The following is a 21,861-nucleotide window of genomic DNA, read 5'->3' on the forward strand; positions in this document are numbered from 1 at the left end:
TATCACTGCTTATTACCTTTAACAGCAGAACATATCGCCATCCGCCCACTAATCAGCCAATTGAGTAGTGAAAAAAACCAGCAAATCAGGCTGACTGAAATTTAACGCTGAATAACATTTATGTTTCCGGTTAATTATAGCGACAGAGTTAAATGTAACAGAGTATTGCAAACATCTTGCCAGACGGGTCAGGATAGTGAACATTAACCGCCGTTTCCCCTCCCACTATAACTATAAAGCGGATGGACTACGGTCATCACGCTGTGAACACCCCCTTAATATGGGATGTAAAAAAAGAGGTATATGTGTCTATTGCAAACAAAAAACCAGCAGAAGAAAGCGTAAGTCTCAACGCTTTTAAACAGCCAAAATCGTTCTATCTCATTTTCTCTATCGAGCTGTGGGAGCGTTTTGGTTACTACGGTCTGCAGGGGATCATGGCAGTTTACCTGGTAAAACAACTGGGTATGTCCGAAGCAGATTCCATCACGCTGTTTTCTTCTTTTAGTGCCCTGGTATACGGTCTGGTCGCAGTCGGCGGCTGGCTGGGTGATAAAGTTCTCGGGACCAAACGTGTCATTTTACTCGGTGCCATCGTACTGGCTATCGGTTACGGTCTGGTTGCCTGGTCTGGTCACGATGCCGGTGTGGTTTACATGGGTATGGCGACCATCGCAGTGGGTAACGGCCTGTTCAAAGCGAACCCGTCTTCCCTGCTTTCTACCTGCTATAACAAGGATGATCCGCGTCTGGACGGTGCATTTACCATGTACTACATGTCCATCAACATCGGTTCCTTCTTCTCGATGCTGGCAACCCCGTGGCTGGCCGCTAAATTCGGCTGGAGCGTGGCGTTTGCCCTGAGCTTCGTCGGGATGCTGATCACCGTTGTGAACTTCCTGTTCTGCCGCAGCTGGGTGAAGGACTACGGTTCAAAACCTGACTTTGCACCGGTACAGATGGGCAAACTGCTGGCAACTATCGTCGGCGTAGTGATTCTGGTTGCTGTTGCCACCTGGCTGCTGCACAACCAGGGCATCGCACGTGCGGTGCTGGGCGTTGTGGCACTGGGTATCATCGCTATCTTTGCGAAAGAAGCGTTTGCGATGCAGGGTGCTGCGCGCCGTAAGATGATTGTCGCGTTCATCCTGATGCTGGAAGCGATTTGCTTCTTCGTCCTGTACAGCCAGATGCCAACCTCGCTGAACTTCTTTGCGATCCGTAACGTTGAGCACTCTATTCTGGGTATCGCGTTCGAACCTGAGCAGTTCCAGGCACTGAACCCGTTCTGGATCATGGTTGGTAGCCCGATTCTGGCCGCTATCTATAACAAGATGGGCGATCGTCTGCCGATGCCGCACAAGTTCGCCGTCGGTATGGTACTGTGCTCTGGCGCCTTCCTGGTGCTGCCGTTGGGTGCGAAATTCGCCAGCGACGCGGGCATTGTTTCCGTTAACTGGCTGATCCTGAGCTACGCCCTGCAGTCTATCGGTGAGCTGATGATCTCCGGTCTGGGCCTTGCGATGGTTGCACAGCTGGTTCCACAGCGCCTGATGGGCTTCATCATGGGTAGCTGGTTCCTGACAACCGCCGGTGCTGCACTGATCGCTGGTAAGATTGCTAACCTTATGGCCGTGCCATCAGACGTGACTGACCCGCTGGTTTCCCTGCATGTTTACGGCGACGTGTTCCTGCAGATTGGTATTGCCACTGCGGTTATCGCCTTGCTGATGATGCTGACAGCACCGAAGCTGAACCGTATGACTCAGGACGACGACAGCACCGCCAAAGCGACGACCACCGCTACTGCGTAATGTCATCGGGAAACGACTGAACAGAAGCCGCTAACTGTGTGTTAGCGGCTTTTTTTTTATTCCGCTGAGCACTACCATACAGTAAACCTAGCCAACAGGAGTGACCGATGAAACTGTTCTACAAACCAGGCGCCTGCTCTCTTGCCTGTCATATTACGCTGCGTGAAAGCGGGAAAGACTTCACCCTTAGCAGCGTTGACCTGATGAAGAAAAAGCTGGAAAACGGCGACGATTTCTTTGCGGTGAATCCAAAAGGTCAGGTTCCGGCACTGCTTCTGGAAGACGGTACGCTGCTGACCGAAGGGGTGGCGATTATGCAATACCTGGCGGATGGCGTGGCCGATCGCCAGCTGCTGGCACCCACCGGCAGCATCGCGCGCTACAAGACCCTTGAGTGGATGAACTTCATCGCTACCGAGCTGCACAAAGGCTTTACGCCGCTGTTCCGCCCGGATACCCCGGAAGAGTACAAACCGACCGTTCGCGCACTACTGGAGAAAAAACTGCAGTACGTGAATGACCAGTTGAAAGACGATCATTGGATTTGCGGTCAGCGCTTCACGATTGCCGATGCGTATCTCTTTACCGTCCTGCGCTGGGCGCGGGCAGTGAAACTGAACATGGAAGGATTGGGCCACATCGACGCCTACATGGCGCGGATGGCGGAACGTCCGGACGTGGCTGCGGCGCTGGAAGCGGAAGGGTTGAAGTAAGGACGTTGTTTGTTGCCCGGCGGCGCGTTGCCTGCCGGGCAATGATGTCAAAGCTGTGTCGCGCTAAACAGATGCTCTGGCTTCGCGATACGATCCTGCGCCGCCACCACCTGCAGCTCATACTCCTGCATATTCTTCGTGGCGATCATAATCTCGTACACCGCCGACGTGACGTGCTCCAGCGCATCACGCACCGTTGCCCCCTGCAGCAGCTTCACCAGCAGCAGGCCGCTGGTCACATCACCCACGCCCACCGGCTGACGAATCCCAAAATCCACCAGCGGACGGCTGATATGCCAGGCTTCATCTTTGGTCACCAGCAGCATCTCAAAGCGATCCAGGCTTAACCCGGCGCGCGCCAGATGCTTCACCAGCACGATTTCAGGGCCCTGGGCAATCAGTTCCCGGGAGGCGGCAATCGCCTCATCCACGCTGTTGACGGCGTGTTCGCAGAGGATTTCCAGCTCGATCAGGTTCGGGGCGATGATATCGCTGGCCGGTAATGCATGACGCACGTGAAACTCCGCGACGCCAGGCGCCACGATGCAGCCTTTTTCTGGATGACCCATCACCGGATCGCAGAAGTATTTTGCTGCCGGGTTAGCCGCCTTCACCTGACGCACGATGCCGAGAATATGCTCGCCCTGCTCTGCCGAGCCCAGATAGCCGCTCAGGACGGCGTCACAGGTCTTCAGCTTGTCGATATCAGCAATGCCTTGCACGATGTCGGTCAGGTGCGCAGGCGGCATCACGCAGCCGGTCCATTTACCGTATTGCGTATGGTTGGAAAACTGAACGGTGTTTAACGGCCAGACGTTGGCCCCAAGACGACGCATCGGAAATTCAGCGGCGCTGTTGCCAGCATGCCCAAAAACGACGTGGGACTGGATGGCGAGGATATTCTTCATTTTCTTACCACAACCCTGAAAAAATAAAGGGGCGTGGTTTCCCACGCCCCTGTTGTTTTTATGCTGACTTCCAGCAAACCAGACAGTAATTCTTTTTGCCGCGACGCAGTAAGGTGTAACGACCATACAGACGATCGCTGTCCACAAAGGTATATTCCTCGTTGGACTGTTTTTCACCGTTGATGGTGATGGCGTTCGAGGCGATGGTTTTACGCGCCTGACCGCGGGACGGCTGCAGCTCGGAGTCGACCAGCGCCTGCATCAGGTCTGCGCCTTTCTCCATCTCAACCATTGGCACACCATCCTGCGCCAGCTGTTCGAAGTCGGCTTCGCTCAGATCGCTCAGTGTGCCGTTAAACAGGCTGGCGGTGATACGCTTCGCGGCCACCAGCCCCTCTTCACCGTGAACCAGACGGGTAACCTGCTCCGCCAGCACATACTGCGCGCGCGGCGCTTTACCGCTGGTCTTGTCTTCTTCTTCCAGGGCATTAATCTCTTCCAGATCCATAAAGGTGAAGAACTTCAGGAAGCGATACACGTCGGCGTCGGCGGTGTTGATCCAGAACTGGTAGAACTTATACGGGCTGGTTTTCTTTGGATCGAGCCAGACCGCGCCGCCTTCGGTTTTACCGAATTTGGTGCCGTCAGACTTGGTGATCAGGGGAACTGTCAAACCGAAGACCTGGTTCTGATGCAGGCGACGGGTCAGATCGATACCGGAGGTGATGTTACCCCACTGATCGGAGCCGCCAATCTGCAGCGCCACACCGTGCAGGTTATTCAGACAGGCAAAGTCATAACCCTGCAGCAGGTTATAGGAGAACTCGGTGAACGAGATCCCCTGGTCGTCACGGTTCAGACGCTGCTTCACCGCTTCTTTGTTGATCATCTGGTTAACAGAGAAGTGCTTGCCGATATCACGCAGGAAGGTCAGCACGTTCATACCGCCAAACCAGTCGTAGTTATTGGCCGCAATCGCCGAGTTTGCACCACAGTCGAAGTCGAGGAACGGGGCAACCTGTTTGCGGATTTTATCCACCCACTCCTGCACGGTGTCTGCCGTATTCAGTTTACGCTCAGCGGCTTTAAAGCTTGGGTCGCCAATCAGACCCGTTGCGCCGCCGACCAGTGCTACAGGCGTATGGCCTGCCAGCTGGAAGCGTTTCAGGCATAACAAAGGAACCAGATGCCCCAAATGCAAGCTATCGGCGGTAGGATCGAAGCCGCAATAGAGGGCGATCGGGCCTTGCGCCAGTCGCTCTGCTAACGCTTCCTCGTCCGTCACCTGAGCCACGAGGCCCCGCTCTTGCAATTGTTTAATCAAGTTACTGCTTGCCATCAAATTCTCCATGTATAAAACGACTGCACCTTTGCCGGTACACGACTTTTCGCCAGACGCGAAAGGTACATAGAATAAAGCGCTGACACCGGTTGTACCAGCGCTTAAGCGAACAAATTTCGGGGATTAAGGTGCCAGTCGATCGATTTTCCACGCGTCGTTATCGCGCTGGTACAAAAAACGATCGTGCAGACGATGTTCTCCGCCCTGCCAGAACTCCATTTGCTGGATGGGCACGCGGAATCCGCCCCAAAAGCTCGGCAGCGGCACTTCACCCTGCTGGAATTTCTGTTTCAGTTCGAGGAATTTGCTTTCCAACACGCCACGGGCCGAGATGCGGCTCGACTGTTTAGAAACCCAGGCGCCAATCTGGCTGTCACGCGGGCGGGAGTGGAAATATTTCAGCACTTCCAGCGTGGAGAGACGCTCGACGGTGCCGGTGACCATCACCTGACGCTCGAGCATATGCCACGGGAACAGCAGGCTGATACGCGGGTTGTTTTCGAGGTGGTGCGCTTTACGGCTGCCAAGGTTGGTATAGAACACCAGACCTTTTTCATCATAATGCTTGAGCAACACGATGCGCTGATAGGGTTGACCGTGCTCGTCGACGGTCGCCACCACCATCGCAGTGGGATCGGCAAGGCGGGCCTCACAGGCCTGTTTTAGCCAGCGTTCAAACAGCACCAGCGGCTCGGCGGGGAGATCCTGGCGACGCAGGCCGCCTTTGGTGTATTCGCGGCGCAGATGCGCAATTTGCTGCAATTCGTCGTTATCAGACATGGCGTTAACTGAGGTTGTGATCGGGTGGCGCTATTGTGCGCCGCCCCCTGCAAAATCTCAACGCTTCGGATTTTGGATCTGACAATTGTTCAGCACGCTGCGGTCGCGTTTGTAGACCGTGGCGCTGTCGCCTTTCGACCAGAACACGTAAACACCGTCAGAGTAGCGGGTGCCCGAGGCGGACATTCCCTGCTTCAGCGTCAGCAGCTTGTTGTCATAAACGAAGCTGACTTCCTGGCGCGGATTATTGAGCTTAACGGTGAGCGGCTTTTCTTCGCACTGGTAGGCCAGCGTGTCGGTTTGCATACGCTCAACAAACTGGTTGTAAACGCTACAACCCGCCAGCAGAAAAGGGGTTAAAACAAGAAGCAGTTTTTTCATGGGTGTGTTCCGAAGACTATCCTGGTCCCGGAGGGCAACGCCGCCCTCCCGTTTCCTGTTAGTTTACCCTTCGCATCCGTAGGTGAAATTCGGTTAACTCTGATTTTGTCGCGGATTGGCTGGAAAAACAGCACCTAACACGCTGGCTTCACGCGCGCCGGTCACCGACGGTAAATTACCCGGCAGCCCCGCCACCGTGCGCCAGGCCAACCAGGCAAACGCCAGGGCTTCCATGTCATCGCCGCTGATCCCCACCCGATCGGTGGTGGTCACTTCCGTGCCAGGCAGCAGGCCCGCAAGACGCGCCATCAGCAGCGGATTACGGCCGCCGCCGCCGCACACCAGCAGCCGCACGCAGCCGCCGCTTAACAGCACTTGTTCAGCAATCGACACGGCGGTGAGTTCGGCAAGCGTGGCCTGCACATCCTGTGGCGCCAGACCCGGGAAGCGGGCCAGATGACGCTCCAGCCAGCCGTAGTTAAAGTACTCGCGTCCGGTGCTTTTTGGCGCCGGTGCCGCAAAATAGGGATCGAGCAGCATGTTCTGCAGCAGCGGGATAATGACTTTACCGCTGCAGGCCCAGTTGGCGTCTTTATCGTAGCCTTTGCCCATCTGACGCCAGATCCAGGCATCCATCAGCATATTGCCCGGTCCGGTATCGAACCCGCGTACCGGCTGGTCAGGGATCAATAGCGACAGGTTGGCAATCCCGCCAATGTTCAACACCATCCGGCGCTCGTGGGGATGCGCGAGCAGCGCATGATGAAAGGCCGGCACCAGCGGTGCGCCCTGCCCACCCAGAGCCATATCCCGACGGCGAAAATCACCCACGACGGTTACGCCCGTTTTCGCCACGATCTGATTATTGTCGCCAATTTGCAGCGTATGGGGATAATCGCTGCCCGGCTCATGCCAGACGGTTTGCCCGTGACAGCCGATGGCGACCACGTCCTGAGGACGCAGATTTTCCTGATTCATCAGCGCCTGCACGGCATCGCCGAACAAGCGTCCCAGCTGGGTGTCGAGCTGGCCCAGCTGCGACAGCGTCAGCTGCTGCCCCTGGCAGATGTTGAGGATCGCGTGCTTGATTTCCGGCGGAATGGGCCAGCTCAGGCTGGCCTGCTGTGCGACCATGTTCTCGTCTATTGCCGCAAGAACGACATCCACGCCGTCAAGACTGGTACCTGACATTACGCCAATATAGCGACCCGATTTCATATGCTTTCCTTAATCCGCCTGGGCTGTGGGCACACTCCACCATAAACGCGTAATCAATGCTATGGCGGACATATACTTTTTAACAATACCTGACACTTACGTGCATTCCAGGAATATTCCGCATGGCACTTTTGCGCCAGGTCAACGCCTGTTTATCTCTGGTTAAGTCAGAATCAAGTACAATTCTCTTAATGTTTAAGCGAAGATAGGATCTATGGCACCCGATGCCATATAATTTAGCCATACGGAGCGCATCGCGTTTATTTGGTGAACAGGAGATTCAAATGATTTTACGTGTACTGGCCGTGTCGATGATTGGTTTTACTCTGGCTGGTTGTGTTAATAGCAGCTCTATGTCCGGGGATGTTTACAGCGCTTCTGAAGCCAAACAAGTTCAGAATGTGACTTATGGCACCATTGTTCATACTCGCCCGGTACAAATTCAGGGCGGCGATGACGCTAACGTTATCGGTGCGATTGGCGGTGCAGTGCTGGGTGGTTTCCTCGGTAACACCGTCGGTGGCGGCACAGGCCGCTCTCTGGCGACCGCAGCTGGCGCAGTAGCCGGTGGCGTTGCGGGCCAGGGTGTGCAGGGCGCGATGAACAAAACTCAGGGTGTAGAGTTAGAAATTCGTAAGGATGACGGCAGCACCATCATGGTGGTGCAGAAGCAGGGTAACACCCAGTTCGCTGCAGGTCAGCGCGTTGTGTTAGCCAGCAACGGTAGCCAGGTGACCGTTTCCCCACGCTAATATCCGGGCAGGTCAGTGACAAGAAAAAGCCTTGCGTATGCAAGGCTTTTTTATGGTCAGTCGCGAGACTGGAGCTCGTTAATATTGTGCTCAAGCCGGGCCACCAGCGAGATCAGCAGTTCCAGTTCAGCGGGCGATATTCCGGAGAGGATCTCACCGCGCGTTTTACTGATTACCATTTCCATCTCGGTAATAATGGGGGTAGCTTTTTCAGTCAGTTTAATTCGCTTAGCACGACGATCGCTGGCACAGGTCTGTCGAGAAATCAGTCCCTTATCTTCCAGTTGATCGAGTGTACGAACCAGGGATGGCTGCTCAATGCCTATCGCTTTAGCCAGTTGGATCTGCGACTGGTCGGGCGGCAGCTGATGAATATTATGCAGCGTAACCCAATGCGTCTGTGTCAATTCCAGAGGTTTCAGGCGATGGTCAATCAGAGCACGCCACACGCGTACTAACCTTGCCAGATCAGAACCTAATGGCGATTCCAATTTCATCTCCTTATAATTAGCTTGCTAAGTTATTATACTGATTTTAGAATAGTTTGCAGCATTTATATTGCCAAAACAAATGCAATACTGCATTCATCCAACAAGATTCTTTTGATTTACACTGAATTGTGACGCCCTGGTGCGTTATGGCGGGCCGCTGAGGCCACTTCCCCTTTGCAAAGGAACCGGCTCGTGAAGTTTACGTTTAACGCCACCGGGTTACCGCTTCAGGACTTGATTGTCGGTGCCTCTGTTTACTTTCCCCCTTTATTTAAGGCGGTGATGCTGGGTTTTATTCTCTGGCTGGTCACCCACCGTCTGCTGCGCGACTGGATGTATTCCGGTGAAATCTGGCATCCCATGCTGATGGATCTCTCGCTGTTTGTTCTTGCGGTCTGCCTGGGCCTTGTTGTATTAATTGTCTGGTGACTCTTGTATGAAAACCCTGAAATATTTCTCATCGCTGTTGGTTGTTGCGCTGGCGCTCATCGCCGGTTGGTGGCTGTGGAATTATTATATGCAATCCCCATGGACCCGCGATGGCAAAGTGCGCGCCGAGCAGGTCAGTATCACGCCGCAGGTTTCCGGCACCATTACGACCCTTAAGATTAAAGATAACCAGTTTGTCCATGCCGGTGAGGTGCTGTTTCATATTGATGAAACCCCCTGGCACATCGCGGTGCTGAATGCCGAAGCGCAGCTGGCGAAAGCCCGGACCGATCTGGCCAAAGCCGATAACGAAGCCAACCGCCGTCGTCATCTGTCGCGAAACTATATCTCCGCCGAAGATATGGATACGGCCAATATCAACGTCCAGGCGATGCAGGCCAGCGTCGAGGTGGCCGAAGCGGCGCTCAAGCAGGCCCAGTGGCAGCTGACGCAGACCGTGGTCAAAGCCCCGGTTGACGGCTGGGTGACGAATCTTTCCACCCGGGTGGGCGATTACGCCACCACCGGGCAGCCGCTGTTTGCGCTGGTCGACAGCCACTCATTTTACGTGGTCGGCTATTTTGAAGAGACTAAACTGCGCCACATCCGCGAGGGTGCGCCTGCCCAGATTACCCTCTACAGCGGCTCGGTAACGTTACAGGGTCACGTTTCCAGCATCGGGCGCGCCATCTACGATCAGAGCGTGGAGACCGATTCAGGGCTGGTGCCCGACGTGAAGCCGACTATCCCGTGGGTGCGGCTGGCGCAGCGCATTCCGGTACGCATCACCTTTGACCAGCTTCCGGCGGATCTGACCCTGGTCTCCGGCACCACCTGTAGCGTGGCGATCGGGACCCTGCCGTGAAGGTGTCCGCTTTTTCCTGGCGTAACCTGCCGTGGATAAAGGCAACCTCTGCCCAGTGGCGCTATGCCCTGCGCAACGGGATCGCGATGTGCCTGGCGCTGACCGTCGCTTATTGCCTTAATCTGGATGAGCCCTACTGGGCGATGACCTCGGCGGCGGTGGTCAGCTTCCCGACGGTTGGCGGGGTGATCAGTAAAAGCCTTGGCCGCGTGGTGGGCAGCTTGCTGGGGGCCACCGCGGCGCTGATTATCGCCGGGCATACCCTGAACGATCCGTGGCTGTTTTTGTTCAGCATGGCGGGGTGGCTCGGGGTCTGTACCTGGGCCTGCGCCCACTTTACCAATAACGTCGCCTATGCCTTTCAGCTGGCGGGTTACACTGCCGCAATCATTGCCTTTCCGGTGGTCAATATTCTGGATATCACCCAGCTGTGGGATATTGCTCAGGCCCGCGTCTGCGAGGTCATTATCGGGATACTCAGCGGCGGGGTGATGATGATGATCCTGCCCAGCACCTCGGATGGCACCGCCCTGATCGGTGCCCTCAAGAGCATGCACGCCCGACTGCTGGAACATGCCAGCCTGCTGTGGCAGCCCGACAGCAACGATACGATTCGCCAGGCCCATGAGAAAGTGATCGCCCAAATCCTGACCATGAACCTGCTGCGCATTCAGGCCTTCTGGAGCCACTATCGCTTTCGGCGGCAAAATGCTCTGCTGAATTATCTCCTTCACCAGCAGCTGCGGATGACCAGCGCTATCTCCAGCTTACGCCGGATGCTACTGAACTGGCCCGATCCCCCCGCGCACACACGGGAGATTATCGACCAGCTGCTGGCTGCGCTCGCACGACCCGACACCGATGTTTATACCGTGGCGCGTATTATCGCCCCGCTGAAACCCGCAGCAGGGGGCGATTACCGCCATCGCGCCGTCTGGCAGCGGTTACGCTATTTCAGCCGCCTGTATCTGCAGAGCAGCCGCTGGATAGCAGCGGTCGAGACCGCCACCCCGGTAACCGAGTTTAGTGTTCCGCACAGCCCGGCGCTGGCGCGTCATACGGACAACCTTGAAGCCTTATGGAGCGGCTTTCGCACCTTCTGCGCGCTGTGCCTGGTGGGCGCCTGGAGCATTTCCACCCAGTGGGAATCAGGCTCGGCGGCCCTGACGCTGGCGGCGATCAGTAGCGTGCTCTACTCCGTTTCGCCAACGCCGTTTAATTCGCTGACGCTGCTGTTGCGCACCCTCGTCCTGCTCTCGCTGTTCAGTGTTGTCTTCAAATTTGGCCTGATGGTACAGATATCGGATCTGTGGCTGTTCCTGCTGTTTCTGTTCCCGCTGCTCACCACTATGCAGCTGATGAAGCTGCAAATCCCTCGCCAGGCCGGCCTGTGGGGGCAGCTGATTGTGTTTATGGGTTCGTTTATTTCAGTCACCAATCCGCCCGTGTATGACTTTGCCGATTTCCTGAATGACAATCTGGCGAAGATCCTCGGCGTGGGGTTGACCTGGCTGGCGTTCGCAGTACTACGACCGGGATCGGATGCGCGCAAAAGCCGCCGCCACATTAAGGAGCTGCGTCGCGGTTTTGTCGATCAGCTCAGCCGCCGACCGCGGCTAAGTGAAAATGGGTATGAATCACTGGTGTACCATCACGTCAGCCAGCTGAACACCAGCCAGGACGCGCTCTCGCGCCGCTGGCTGCTGCGCTGGGGTGTGGTGCTGCTGAACTGCAGTCACGTGGTCTGGCAGCTGCGCGGGTGGGAAACCCGCTCCGATCCGCTGGCGCAGGTGCGCGACGTGGCAGTTTCACTCCTGCGCGACATCATGAGCGAGCGCGGCGTGCAGCAACGTCCGCTGGCCGCCACCCTTGATGAATTAAAACGGATCTGTGACACCCTCGGGCACCATCCCCAGCCTGCGGCGCAGGATCTGGCCGCGCTTATCTGGCGGCTGCACTGTTCCCTGTCCCAGCTGGAGCAGGCGCCCGCGCCGGGCACCCTCAGCGATCAGATCACCCCGCAGGCGTAGCGGGCCCCACCACCGCCAAGCGGTTTGGGTTGATCGGACATATTATCGCCCCCGACGTGGATCATCAGCGCTTTGCCTTTCACCTCATCCAGCTTTTTAAGGCGTGGCGCGACAACGGGATCGGTGGCTTTACCGTCGTTATTGACCACCAGCACCGGCAGATCGCCAAGATGTCCCATGCCGTCCGGGCCTTCATGTTTGCCGCTGCTGTGCGGATCGAGATGCCCACCCGCCGATTCGGCAGCAGAAGGCTTGCCCTCTTTCATGGCGGGTTCGCAGGAACCTTTCGCGTGGACGTGGAAACCGTGTTCGCCCGGAGGAAGGGCTTTAAGATTGGGGGCGAACTCCAGTCCCTTATCCGTTTCGGTGATTTTCACCGTCCCGACCGACTGGCCTACCCCCTGAGAGGTGACGAGGTTCATCTCAACTTCGTCGCTGGCAGCCTGCGCACCTGCGCACACCATCAACGTCAACATCGCCAGAGTAAAACGCTTCATATGACCTCCTTCGGTTAATATTTGCCCCTTAAGCTTATACCAGGGGCAACGATTTCACCGGGAAGTCAATTGAATGCAGAATTACGGTACGTCGTAACCCAGCGCGGCTTTACGAATGCGGAACCACTGCTGGCGTGTCATCTGAAGCTGTTCTGCCGCCAGGGCGGAACGCACGCGCTCGATTTTACCGGAGCCAATAATCGGCAGCGGCTTCGACGGCAGACGCAGGATCCACGCATACACCACCTGCTCGATGCTTTCTGCGTTCAGCTCCTGCGCCACCTGGGCCAGCTCATCGCGCAGCGGCTGGAAGGATTCGTCATTGAACAGGCGACCACCGCCGAGGCAGGACCAGGCCATTGGGCGAATGCGTAGCTGTTGCAGCTGATCAAGCGTGCCATCCAGCAGCAGCGGCTGGTACACCGGGGAAATTTCAACCTGATTGGTAGCCAGAGTAAACGGCAGGCGCGACTGCAGCAGTGCAAACTGGGCCGGGGTAAAGTTAGACACGCCGAAATGGCGCACTTTGCCGCTCTGGTGCAGGGCGAGGAACGCTTCGGCGACCTCGTCGGCATCCATCAGCGGATCCGGGCGATGGATCAGCAGCAGGTCGATATGATCCGTTGCCAGATGGGTCAGCGACTGCTCGGCGCTCTGAATGATATGGTCACGATCGGTGATGTAATGGCCGAGGGCATGCTCAGTTTTTGCGGTGGTGGCAATGCCGCATTTGGTGACGATCTCCATGCGCTGACGCAGCGCTGGTGCCAGCTTCATCGCTTCGCCAAAGGCCGCTTCACACTGGTAGCCGCCGTAAATATCGGCGTGATCGACGGTGGTGATCCCCAGATCCAGATGCGCTTCAATAAAGCTCGCCAGCTGCTGAGCGGACATATTCCAGTCCATCAGACGCCAGTAGCCCATCACAAAACGGGAGAATTCCGGGCCCTGTGGGGCAAGGGTAATACGCTGAACCATAGCAATTTCCTCAAAAAAAGACTGGGGTGAGTATACGCAATTACGGGGCTAAAACAGTGAGGGTTGCTGCGGTTCTTCGGTTTCGGAGGCTCTGTTTGCGCGCATTTTGCGCAGCAGACGCTGGCGACACAGGCGCAGGATCTCCTGTTTCTGCGGATCGCTCATGGCTTGCCAGTTAAAACGCTCCTCCCGGCTGCGCATACAGCCGCGACAAAAGCCCCGCTCATCCGACTGGCAAATACCCCGGCACGGGCTCTGGACGGGAAAGAACTCCAGTTGTTCAGCCACACCCACCTCCCCGCTCCCCATGATTACAGTAAAGTGAAGACCTTAAGCCGGGCTAACGCAAGACGTCAACCGCAGAAATGCACATTAAGGTTTCACTAATCTTCGCTCCCTATACTCGCGTCATCAAAGCAATGAATGGTCCGGATGATGATGCAGTCGATTAAAAAGTTACAGTGTAACGATATAAAGTTCACTCTGGGGTGCGCCCTGTTATTTACGTTGTTAAATGCCCTGTTTATCCAACGCAGCTGGGCAGTGATCGCCCCAACACGGCTACATGATTTTATTTTTGCCCTGACGGTGCCACTGGTGCTGTTTTGCGGCTGGGTGATGGTATTCAGTATTCTGAATATCCCCCTGATCCGCAAGCCGCTGCTGGTACTGCTCACCCTGGGCTGTGCGGGCGCGACCTATTTTATGTTCACTTACGGGGCGGTGATTGACCAGAATATGATGGTCAACGTCTTCGAAACCAACTCCCAGGAAGCCACCGCGCTGGTCACCCCGCAGTTGCTGCTGTGGCTGGCGGTTGCTGGTCTGGTCCCTTCGGCGGTGCTGGCCATGATCCGCATTCAGCCCGGTAAAGTCTGGCAAACGCTGCTGATGCGTCTGGCGACGATCCTCGCCAGCCTGTTAATCATTATTCTGGTCGCTTCGGTGTTTTATAAGGACTACGCCTCGTTGTTCCGCAACAATAAAGGCATCGTCAAAATGGTGACCCCGGCGAACTACGTCAGCGCCATCGCAAAATACAGCAAGGCACGTTGGTTTGCGGGCGATCAGACCTTAATCCGGTTGGGCGAAGATGCGCATAAAGGTCCGATGATGCTGGCACAGCAGAAAAAAACCGTGCTGGTGCTGGTTGTCGGCGAAGCCTCCCGGGCGCAAAACTATTCCCTGAACGGCTACGAACGCGAAACCAATCCTGAACTGAAAAAACAGAACGTAATCAACTTCCCGCAGGCCTCCTCCTGTGGCACAGAAACGGCCGTTTCGGTGCCGTGTATGTTCTCGGGGATGCCGCGCAAACAGTATGACGCCGACCTGGCTCATCATCAGGAAGGGTTAATGGACGTGCTGGCCCACGCGGGAGTCAATCTGCTGTGGCGGGATAACGACGGTGGCTGTAAAGGTGCCTGCAATCGCATCCCGCATACCGACATGACTCAGTGGAAGCTGGACGCGCTGTGCAAAAACAACGCCTGTATTGACGACGCCAATCTCTGGCACCTGGACAGCGTCTTAGACGGCCTGAAGCAGGACAGCGTGCTGGTGATCCACCTGATGGGCAGCCACGGTCCGGCTTATTATCAGCGCTACCCGGAGCAGTACCGCCGCTTTACCCCGACCTGCGACACCAACCAGATCCAGGACTGCGATCATCAGGCGCTGCTCAATACCTATGACAACACTATTTTGTATACCGACAGCGTGGTGAGTAAGACCATCGACATGCTGAAAGCCCGGCAATCCACGATGAACACTGCGCTGATTTACCTGTCCGACCACGGTGAATCGCTGGGGGAAAACGGTCTCTATTTGCACGGTACTCCTTATATGCTGGCGCCCGAGCAGCAGACCCATATTCCGTTTATATTCTGGCTGTCGCCGGACTATCAGCAAAACTACCGCGTTAATGAACAGTGCCTACGCGACCAGGCCGGGAAAGAGGCAGTATCCCAGGACAATCTGTTCGCCACAGTGCTGGGGATGATGAATATCCAGACAGCGGTTTATCAGCCGCAAATGGATCTCCTCACCCGCTGTCGTCGAACTTAACGCTTGCATTAGACCGACTGGTCTATTACATTGTCCGCATGAATAAGCACACTGAACACGATACACGCGAACACCTGCTGGCAACCGGCGAGCGTCTGTGCATGCACCGGGGCTTTACCGGGATGGGGCTGAGCGAACTGCTCAAAACCGCCGACGTGCCGAAGGGATCGTTTTACCACTACTTTCGCTCGAAAGAGGCGTTTGGCGTGGCCCTGCTGGAGCGCCACTTTGCCGGCTACCATCAGCGTCTTGCCAGCCACTTCGCCAGCGGTGAAGGGAATTATCGCGATCGTGTTCTGGCTTACTATCAGGAAGCGCTGACCCAGTTCAGTCAGCAGGGCCTGATCAGCGGTTGCCTGACGGTGAAACTGTCCGCCGAAGTGTGCGATCTGTCAGAAGATATGCGCACGGCAATGCATAAAGGGGCCACCGAGGTGATCGCCCTGCTGGCGCAAGCGCTGGAGAAAGGCCGTGCTGAAAGGTCACTGGTCTTTATCGGCGAATCCTTCGCGCAGGCACAGGTACTTTACTCCCTGTGGCTGGGGGCGAATCTGCAGGCCAAAATGTCCCGCAGTTCGCTGCCGCTGGAAAGCGCGCTGGCTCATGTGCAAAACATCATTGCAACGCCTGACGTATAACAGGCGTTTTTATTTAACGATTTACTAGTCGACCGGTCTATTCAGGAGCCACTATGTCAGCCGAAAAATTATTTACCCCCCTTAAAGTGGGCGCAATCGAAGCACCTAACCGCGTTTTCATGGCACCTCTCACCCGCCTGCGCAGCATCGAGCCGGGTGATATTCCGACCCCACTGATGGGCGAATACTATCGCCAGCGCGTCAGTTCAGGTCTGATCATCTCGGAAGCCACGCAGATTTCTTTCCAGGCCAAAGGCTACGCTGGCGCACCGGGCCTGCACAGCCCGGAGCAGATCGCCGCGTGGAAGAAAATTACCGCGGGCGTACATGCTGAAGAGGGTCGCATCGCGGTCCAGCTGTGGCACACCGGCCGTATCTCGCACAACAGCCTGCAGCCGGGTGGTCAGGCGCCGGTAGCCCCTTCCGCACTGATCGCGGGCACCCGCACTTCGCTGCGTGATGAAAACGGTCAGGCGACCCGGGCAGATACCTCCCTGCCGCGTGCCCTTGAGCTGAACGAAATCCCGGGCATCGTGAATGATTTCCGCCAGGCGGTCGCCAACGCCCGTGAAGCCGGTTTCGACCTCGTCGAACTGCACTCGGCACACGGCTACCTGCTGCACCAGTTCCTGTCACCTTCTTCTAACCAGCGTACCGATCAGTACGGCGGTAGCATCGAGAATCGTGCCCGTCTGGTGCTGGAAGTGGTGGATGCTGTTTCTCAGGAGTGGAGTGCCGATCGCATCGGGATCCGCGTCTCGCCAATCGGTTCGTTCCAGAACGTGGATAACGGTCCGAACGAAGAAGCTGATGCCCTGTACCTGATTGCAGAGCTGGCGAAGCGCGGCATCGCGTATCTGCACATGTCCGAGCCAGACTGGGCAGGCGGCGAGCCGTATTCTGATGCCTTCCGTCAGAAAGTCCGCGACCGCTTCCCGGGCGTGATCATCGGTGCTGGCGCGTACACGCCAGAAAAAGCCGAAGACTTGATTAACAAAGGGTTGATCGATGCCGTGGCCTTTGGCCGCGCCTACATCGCCAACCCGGATCTGGTGGCGCGTCTTGAGCGTAAAACCGAGCTGAACCCACAGCGCCCGGAAAGCTTCTACGGCGGCGGTGCCGAAGGTTATACCGATTATCCTTCTTTATAGTCCCTCCATTGATAGCGGCGACGATTCGCCGCTATACTAAAACATCGTTTCTGTTCAAGATGATAAAAGCAAAGAGGATATTATGCGCTTACTCCATACCATGCTGCGCGTTGGCGACCTGCAACGTTCCATTGAGTTTTACACCAACGTACTGGGCATGACCCTGCTGCGCACCAGCGAAAACCCGGAATACAAATATTCACTGGCGTTTGTTGGCTACGGCCAGGAAAGCGAAGAAGCGGTTATCGAACTGACCTATAACTGGGATGTTGATAGCTACGAGCTGGGCACTGCGTACGGTCACATCGCACTTGAAGTGGATAACGCGGCTGAAGCCTGCGAGCGCATCCGCAGCAACGGCGGCAACGTCACCCGTGAAGCGGGCCCGGTTAAAGGCGGCACCACGGTTATCGCCTTCGTCGAAGATCCCGACGGTTACAAAATCGAACTGATTGAAGCCAAAGATGCCGGTCGCGGTCTGGGTAACTGATCCTTCAGGGCGCGTGATGCGCCCGTTGTTTTACTGCATCCCGCTCTAAAATTTGCCATAATGCGCTCTGCTTTTTTCCCCTTGTAAGAGATCCAGATGTCCGATAACGCTCAAATTACCGGTCTGTGCGACCGTTTTCGTGGTTTTTATCCTGTTGTGATTGATGTTGAAACCGCAGGATTTAACGCCAAAACCGATGCGCTGCTGGAAATTGCCGCCATCACGTTGAAAATGGATGAACAGGGCAATTTGCTGCCGGACTCCACGCTGCATTTCCACGTCGAACCTTTCGAGGGGGCTAATCTGCAGCCCGAGGCGCTGGCGTTTAACGGCATTGACCCGAGTAACCCGCTGCGCGGGGCGGTCAGCGAATACGACGCGCTGCATGCCATTTTCAAAATGGTGCGCAAGGGCATGAAAGATCAGAACTGCAATCGCGCGATCATGGTGGCGCACAATGCCACGTTCGATCACAGCTTTATGATGGCCGCCGCCGAGCGCGCCTCGCTCAAGCGCAACCCGTTCCACCCGTTCGTCACCTTCGATACCGCCGCATTAAGCGGACTGGCGCTGGGGCAAACGGTGCTGTCAAAAGCCTGTATCACGGCGGGCATCGCCTTTGACGGCACCCAGGCGCACTCTGCCCTGTACGATACCGAACGCACATCCGAGCTGTTTTGCGAGATTGTTAATCGCTGGAAACGCCTCGGCGGCTGGCCGCTGCCGGAAGCGGAACCTGAAGCATAAAAAAAAGCGACCTTTTGGTCGCTTTTTTGTGTCCATGACGCGAGAAATTACTCTGCGTCTGGCTCTTCAGATTTGTATTTCGCTGCGGTCTCTTTGATCAGCTGCTGCAGTTCGCCGCGCTGATACATTTCGATCAGGATGTCGCACCCGCCGACCAGTTCGCCGTCAATCCACAGCTGTGGGAAGGTTGGCCAGTTAGCGTATTTTGGCAGCTCAGCGCGGATATCCGGATTCTGCAGAATATCAACGTAAGCAAAACGTTCGCCACAGGCGGACAGCGCCTGAACTGCTTGTGCGGAGAAACCGCAGCTTGGCAGCTTTGGAGAACCTTTCATGTACAGGAGAATCGGGTTTTCAGCGATTTGTTGCTGAATTTTTTCAATAGTAGTGCTCATGTCTTGCTTCCTTTAACTTCTGTTACGGCAATCGACTGTCATTGTAGCGTCTCAGACCGACAACGGAAAATAACATTTTCGTCACGTATCGTATTTTACCGCGCGTCGCATAAAGATGCATTAATAACGCATGTTAGATATGTACTGCCCTGATTTTTGCTCAGCGAATGACCAGGCCAGCGAAAGGATGTTTATTTTTTTTGCACTCGATTACAAAACGCAGTTTTAAGTGCAAAAAGTTTATTAACGTCGGGGCTTTTTATAGATTAGAATCGACAGGTTTTGTAAATCACCTGCCGGCATTATTCATGCCAGCAATTACCAGGGGACTGCCCAGTGGCGCGAATAAATAAATTCTCGATCACGCTCTGTGCTTTGCTTTTTTCGACTCTCTCTTTCACGCCGCTGGCTAACGCCTCAGAGCAGGCGCGGTCTTCGGCTACGCATAAAACGCATCTGGCGAAAGTAACCGAACCCAAGAAAAAAAGCGCGACCAGCAAAACCACTAAAAAAGAGAGCACCAGTAAAAAAAGCACCACCAAAAAGAGCACCGCAAAGAAAGCCCTCGCGAAAACACCGCAAACCGCCTCCAGCAAGAAAAACAAAAATTCCCCTCACAATGCCACCCGAGCCACGCAAACGGCTTCGCGCGTTGTGACAGAGAAGTGTACGACCCGCAAAGGACACAAAAAGCAGTGCGTTAAAACCAGCAAGACCACAACCATTGCCGCCGCGCATAAAGTCCGGGTGCAAAAAGCGCAAAGCACAGCGTTAAATAAATTAATGGGACAGATTGGCAAACCGTATCGCTGGGGCGGAAGCTCACCGCGTACCGGTTTTGACTGCAGCGGTCTGGTCTATTACGCCTATAAAGATCTGGTGAAATTCCGTATCCCGCGCACCGCCAACGAAATGTACCATCTGCGCGATGCGTCTCCGGTCACCCGGGGTGAACTGGAAAGCGGCGATCTGGTGTTCTTCCGCACCCAGGGTCGCGGGACGGCCGATCACGTCGGCGTGTACGTCGGCAACGGCAAGTTTATCCAATCCCCGCGCAGCGGCCAGGATATCCAGATCACCTCCCTGAGCGAAGATTACTGGCAGCGTCACTACGTTGGCGCACGCCGCGTGATGAAGGCCAACACCATTCGTTAATCCCCTGCCCTGCTGGCTCTTCAGCAGGGTAAGTTCTTCTTTTGTCTAACCTTTCATTTTGCTACTCTACCCGCACGTTCAATATGGTTATTGAATGGATCACTATAATAAGGAGAGAAGCAATGTCGTTTGAACTACCTGCATTACCGTATGCAAAAGACGCCCTGGTCCCGCACATTTCTGTGGAAACCCTGGAATACCATTACGGTAAGCATCACCAGACCTACGTCACCAACCTGAACAACCTGATCGCTGGCACCGCGTTTGAGGGCAAAACCCTCGAAGAGATCGTGCGCGGCTCCGAAGGGGGCGTGTTTAACAATGCCGCGCAGGTCTGGAACCACACCTTCTACTGGCACTGCCTGGCACCCAATGCCGGTGGCGAACCAACGGGTGAACTGGCTGCGGCCATCAGCGCTACGTTTGGCAGCTTCGCCGCCTTTAAAGCGGCGTTTACCGATGCAGCAGTGAAGAACTTTGGCGCGGGCTGGACCTGGCTGGTTAAAGAGGCGGATGGCACGCTGGCAATCGTCTCAACGTCCAATGCAGGAACGCCGCTGACCACGAACGCTACGCCGCTGATGACCGTCGACGTGTGGGAACATGCGTACTACATCGATTACCGCAATGCGCGCCCGAACTACCTTGAGCACTTCTGGGCGCTGGTGAACTGGGAATTTGTAGCGAAGAACTTCGCAGCATAAATGCAGTGCAGAAGGGCGAGCCCTTCTGCATTATTGTTACTCGGTGGCACCCACCGGCTGCGGCTGATTTCTGCCGGACGCGAGCACCAGAATTAGGCCCAGGGCGGCAATCATTGCCCCCATTACCGGCACAAAGCTGTACCCCATGCCGCTGGAGATCACCGCCCCGCCTGCCGCCGCGCCGAGCGCATTGCCCAGATTGAAAGCACCGATATTCACTGACGACGACAGCCCCGGCGCATCGCTGGCGACACGCATCACGCGCATCTGCAGCGGCGGCACCACCGCGAAAGTTGCCATCCCCCACACCACCATCGCAATTGCCGCGCCGATCTCATTGCGTGCCAGCCAGGGAATTGCCAGCATAATCACGATCAGCAGCAGTAAAAAGCCCTTCAGCGTGCCATTCACTGACTTATCCGCCAGCTTGCCGCCCAGGTAGTTACCCAGCGAGAACCCAACGCCGATCAGCACCAGCATGGCAGTGACAAAGGCCGGGGTCGCCTGGTTGATGTCGTGCAGCACCGGCGAAATATAGGTATAGAGGGTAAACATTGCCCCGGCGCCCAGCACCGTGGTCAGCAACGCAGACAGCACCTGCGGGCGCATCAGCACCGCCAACTCTTTGCGCACCTCCGGCTTTTCACCCGCCCCGCCTTTCGGCAACGAGAAGAACAGCGCGATCATCGCCACCACGCCAAGCCCCGCAGTCGCAAGGAACGACATCCGCCAGCCAATCACTTCGCCCATCCACGTCGCCGCCGGGACGCCGCCAATATTGGCAATCGTCAGCCCCATAAACATGGTAGCCACTGCGCTCGCCTGCTTATGTTTAGGCACCACGCTTGCAGCCACCACTGAGCCCAAGCCAAAGAAGGCCCCGTGGTTCAGGCTGGTGAGGATGCGGGACAGCATCAGGGTGGTGTAATCCGGCGCGAGGGCCGACAGCACGTTACCAACGGTAAAAATCGCCATCAGGAAGATCAGCGCATTACGACGGCCACGATGCGACAGGAGAAGCGTCATCAGCGGTGCCCCCACCATCACACCGATGGCATAGGCACTGATCAGCATTCCTGCGGCGGGAATAGAAACATCCACACCCCGGGCGATGACCGGTAACAATCCCATCGGGGAGAATTCAGTGGTGCCAATGCCAAATGCACCAATCGCCAGGGCCAGCAGGGGAAAATTGATTTTCATACTTCAACTCCAGACACCGTGTCGTCACGCGACACAGAACAATGAAGGCGAAAGCATGACATCAATCACAAAAAATGAGAAGTTTACATTTTGGCAAAAGATTATTGCAGGAG

General features: G+C 55.9%; 24 protein-coding genes. 13 read left to right on the forward strand and 11 right to left on the reverse strand.

The window, feature by feature from the left end; genetic code table 11:
• Positions 1 to 305: 305 nt before the first annotated feature.
• Both dtpA and gstA read left to right on the forward strand, forming a co-directional pair.
• The gene (gene dtpA, locus ACRDD5_RS10090) at positions 306 to 1,814 is read left to right on the forward strand and encodes a dipeptide/tripeptide permease DtpA (RefSeq protein ID WP_271283747.1); all 1,509 of its coding nucleotides are present in this window, start codon (positions 306 to 308) and stop codon (positions 1,812 to 1,814) included.
• A 107-nt stretch (positions 1,815 to 1,921) separates the two neighbouring features.
• Entirely contained in the window at positions 1,922 to 2,527 is a 606-nt protein-coding gene (gstA, locus tag ACRDD5_RS10095) for a glutathione transferase GstA (protein WP_438676673.1), read from the forward strand.
• A gap of 47 nt (positions 2,528 to 2,574) precedes the next feature.
• Here gstA and pdxY read toward each other — a convergent pair whose 3' ends face one another.
• From pdxY to anmK, 5 genes are all read right to left on the reverse strand, one after another.
• Entirely contained in the window at positions 2,575 to 3,435 is an 861-nt protein-coding gene (pdxY, locus tag ACRDD5_RS10100) for a pyridoxal kinase PdxY (RefSeq protein WP_438676674.1), read from the reverse strand.
• A 58-nt stretch (positions 3,436 to 3,493) separates the two neighbouring features.
• Positions 3,494 to 4,774, reverse strand: a complete 1,281-nt coding sequence (gene tyrS, locus ACRDD5_RS10105) for a tyrosine--tRNA ligase (protein ID WP_271283750.1) — start codon at positions 4,772 to 4,774, stop codon at positions 3,494 to 3,496.
• 126 nt (positions 4,775 to 4,900) lie between these two features.
• The gene (gene pdxH / locus ACRDD5_RS10110; RefSeq protein ID WP_438676675.1) at positions 4,901 to 5,557 is read right to left on the reverse strand and encodes a pyridoxamine 5'-phosphate oxidase; all 657 of its coding nucleotides are present in this window, start codon (positions 5,555 to 5,557) and stop codon (positions 4,901 to 4,903) included.
• A 57-nt stretch (positions 5,558 to 5,614) separates the two neighbouring features.
• Positions 5,615 to 5,938: a C-type lysozyme inhibitor gene (gene mliC, locus ACRDD5_RS10115; protein WP_271283752.1), complete on the reverse strand. Its 324-nt coding sequence runs from the start codon at positions 5,936 to 5,938 to the stop codon at positions 5,615 to 5,617.
• 93 nt (positions 5,939 to 6,031) lie between these two features.
• Entirely contained in the window at positions 6,032 to 7,156 is a 1,125-nt protein-coding gene (gene anmK, locus ACRDD5_RS10120; RefSeq protein ID WP_438676676.1) for an anhydro-N-acetylmuramic acid kinase, read from the reverse strand.
• A gap of 284 nt (positions 7,157 to 7,440) precedes the next feature.
• Here anmK and slyB point away from each other — a divergent pair, with 284 nt between their 5' ends.
• Positions 7,441 to 7,908: an outer membrane lipoprotein SlyB gene (gene slyB, locus ACRDD5_RS10125; RefSeq protein ID WP_271283754.1), complete on the forward strand. Its 468-nt coding sequence runs from the start codon at positions 7,441 to 7,443 to the stop codon at positions 7,906 to 7,908.
• Between the two features lie 56 nt (positions 7,909 to 7,964).
• Here the strand turns inward: slyB and slyA are convergent, their stop codons facing one another.
• Positions 7,965 to 8,405, reverse strand: coding sequence for a transcriptional regulator SlyA (gene slyA, locus ACRDD5_RS10130; protein WP_271283755.1), 441 nt, complete (start codon positions 8,403 to 8,405; stop codon positions 7,965 to 7,967).
• A 186-nt stretch (positions 8,406 to 8,591) separates the two neighbouring features.
• On the opposite strand from slyA, the gene ACRDD5_RS10135 reads away from it, so the two are divergent.
• From ACRDD5_RS10135 to ACRDD5_RS10145, 3 genes are read left to right on the forward strand one after another with little or no spacing between them, the layout of a single operon-like run.
• Entirely contained in the window at positions 8,592 to 8,828 is a 237-nt protein-coding gene (locus ACRDD5_RS10135) for a DUF1656 domain-containing protein (protein WP_271283756.1), read from the forward strand.
• A gap of 7 nt (positions 8,829 to 8,835) precedes the next feature.
• Positions 8,836 to 9,693, forward strand: coding sequence for an efflux RND transporter periplasmic adaptor subunit (locus tag ACRDD5_RS10140; protein ID WP_438676677.1), 858 nt, complete (start codon positions 8,836 to 8,838; stop codon positions 9,691 to 9,693).
• Complete coding sequence (locus ACRDD5_RS10145) at positions 9,690 to 11,723, forward strand: FUSC family protein (RefSeq protein WP_438676678.1); 2,034 nt, start codon at positions 9,690 to 9,692, stop codon at positions 11,721 to 11,723. The genes ACRDD5_RS10140 and ACRDD5_RS10145 overlap by 4 nt, the downstream gene beginning before the upstream one ends.
• Here the strand turns inward: ACRDD5_RS10145 and sodC are convergent.
• The 3 genes from sodC to ACRDD5_RS10160 all read right to left on the reverse strand — a co-directional run bounded on the left by sodC (position 11,702) and on the right by ACRDD5_RS10160 (position 13,507).
• Complete coding sequence (sodC, locus tag ACRDD5_RS10150) at positions 11,702 to 12,220, reverse strand: superoxide dismutase [Cu-Zn] SodC (protein WP_271283759.1); 519 nt, start codon at positions 12,218 to 12,220, stop codon at positions 11,702 to 11,704. The two genes, ACRDD5_RS10145 and sodC, sit on opposite strands and share 22 nt — an antisense overlap.
• 81 nt (positions 12,221 to 12,301) lie before the next feature.
• On the reverse strand, positions 12,302 to 13,198 hold the full coding sequence (locus ACRDD5_RS10155; RefSeq protein WP_271283760.1) for an aldo/keto reductase: 897 nt from the start codon (positions 13,196 to 13,198) through the stop codon (positions 12,302 to 12,304).
• 48 nt (positions 13,199 to 13,246) lie between these two features.
• Positions 13,247 to 13,507: a DUF1289 domain-containing protein gene (locus ACRDD5_RS10160; protein WP_438676679.1), complete on the reverse strand. Its 261-nt coding sequence runs from the start codon at positions 13,505 to 13,507 to the stop codon at positions 13,247 to 13,249.
• A 129-nt stretch (positions 13,508 to 13,636) separates the two neighbouring features.
• On the opposite strand from ACRDD5_RS10160, the gene eptA reads away from it, so the two are divergent.
• The 5 genes from eptA (at position 13,637) to rnt (ending at position 18,291) form a co-directional block, all read left to right on the forward strand.
• Positions 13,637 to 15,265: a phosphoethanolamine transferase EptA gene (gene eptA / locus ACRDD5_RS10165; protein ID WP_438676680.1), complete on the forward strand. Its 1,629-nt coding sequence runs from the start codon at positions 13,637 to 13,639 to the stop codon at positions 15,263 to 15,265.
• 38 nt (positions 15,266 to 15,303) lie between these two features.
• On the forward strand, positions 15,304 to 15,903 hold the full coding sequence (locus tag ACRDD5_RS10170; protein ID WP_438676681.1) for a TetR/AcrR family transcriptional regulator: 600 nt from the start codon (positions 15,304 to 15,306) through the stop codon (positions 15,901 to 15,903).
• A 53-nt stretch (positions 15,904 to 15,956) separates the two neighbouring features.
• On the forward strand, positions 15,957 to 17,054 hold the full coding sequence (locus ACRDD5_RS10175; protein WP_438676682.1) for an alkene reductase: 1,098 nt from the start codon (positions 15,957 to 15,959) through the stop codon (positions 17,052 to 17,054).
• Positions 17,055 to 17,136: 82 nt separating this feature from the next.
• Positions 17,137 to 17,544 (forward strand): lactoylglutathione lyase, encoded by a 408-nt coding sequence (gene gloA, locus ACRDD5_RS10180; RefSeq protein ID WP_271283764.1) that lies wholly within the window; start codon positions 17,137 to 17,139, stop codon positions 17,542 to 17,544.
• 96 nt (positions 17,545 to 17,640) lie between these two features.
• Positions 17,641 to 18,291 carry a ribonuclease T gene (gene rnt / locus ACRDD5_RS10185; protein WP_271283765.1) on the forward strand — a complete coding sequence of 217 codons (651 nt, stop codon included), beginning with the start codon at positions 17,641 to 17,643 and terminating at the stop codon, positions 18,289 to 18,291.
• A gap of 47 nt (positions 18,292 to 18,338) precedes the next feature.
• On the opposite strand, the gene grxD is transcribed toward rnt, so the two are convergent.
• A complete protein-coding gene (grxD, locus tag ACRDD5_RS10190) occupies positions 18,339 to 18,686 on the reverse strand; it encodes a monothiol glutaredoxin 4 (protein WP_271283766.1) in 348 nt (115 codons plus the stop codon).
• A 336-nt stretch (positions 18,687 to 19,022) separates the two neighbouring features.
• On the opposite strand from grxD, the gene ACRDD5_RS10195 reads away from it, so the two are divergent.
• The gene (locus ACRDD5_RS10195) at positions 19,023 to 19,841 is read left to right on the forward strand and encodes a C40 family peptidase (RefSeq protein ID WP_438676683.1); all 819 of its coding nucleotides are present in this window, start codon (positions 19,023 to 19,025) and stop codon (positions 19,839 to 19,841) included.
• Between the two features lie 122 nt (positions 19,842 to 19,963).
• Positions 19,964 to 20,545 (forward strand): superoxide dismutase [Fe], encoded by a 582-nt coding sequence (sodB, locus tag ACRDD5_RS10200; RefSeq protein ID WP_438676684.1) that lies wholly within the window; start codon positions 19,964 to 19,966, stop codon positions 20,543 to 20,545.
• Positions 20,546 to 20,581: 36 nt separating this feature from the next.
• Here sodB and ACRDD5_RS10205 read toward each other — a convergent pair whose 3' ends face one another.
• A complete protein-coding gene (locus ACRDD5_RS10205; protein ID WP_438676685.1) occupies positions 20,582 to 21,748 on the reverse strand; it encodes an MFS transporter in 1,167 nt (388 codons plus the stop codon).
• Positions 21,749 to 21,861: the final 113 nt, after the last annotated feature.

It is taken from the genome of Silvania sp. (assembly GCF_051656365.1).
Classification (GTDB): Bacteria; Pseudomonadota; Gammaproteobacteria; order Enterobacterales; family Enterobacteriaceae; genus Enterobacter; species Enterobacter hatchlandensis.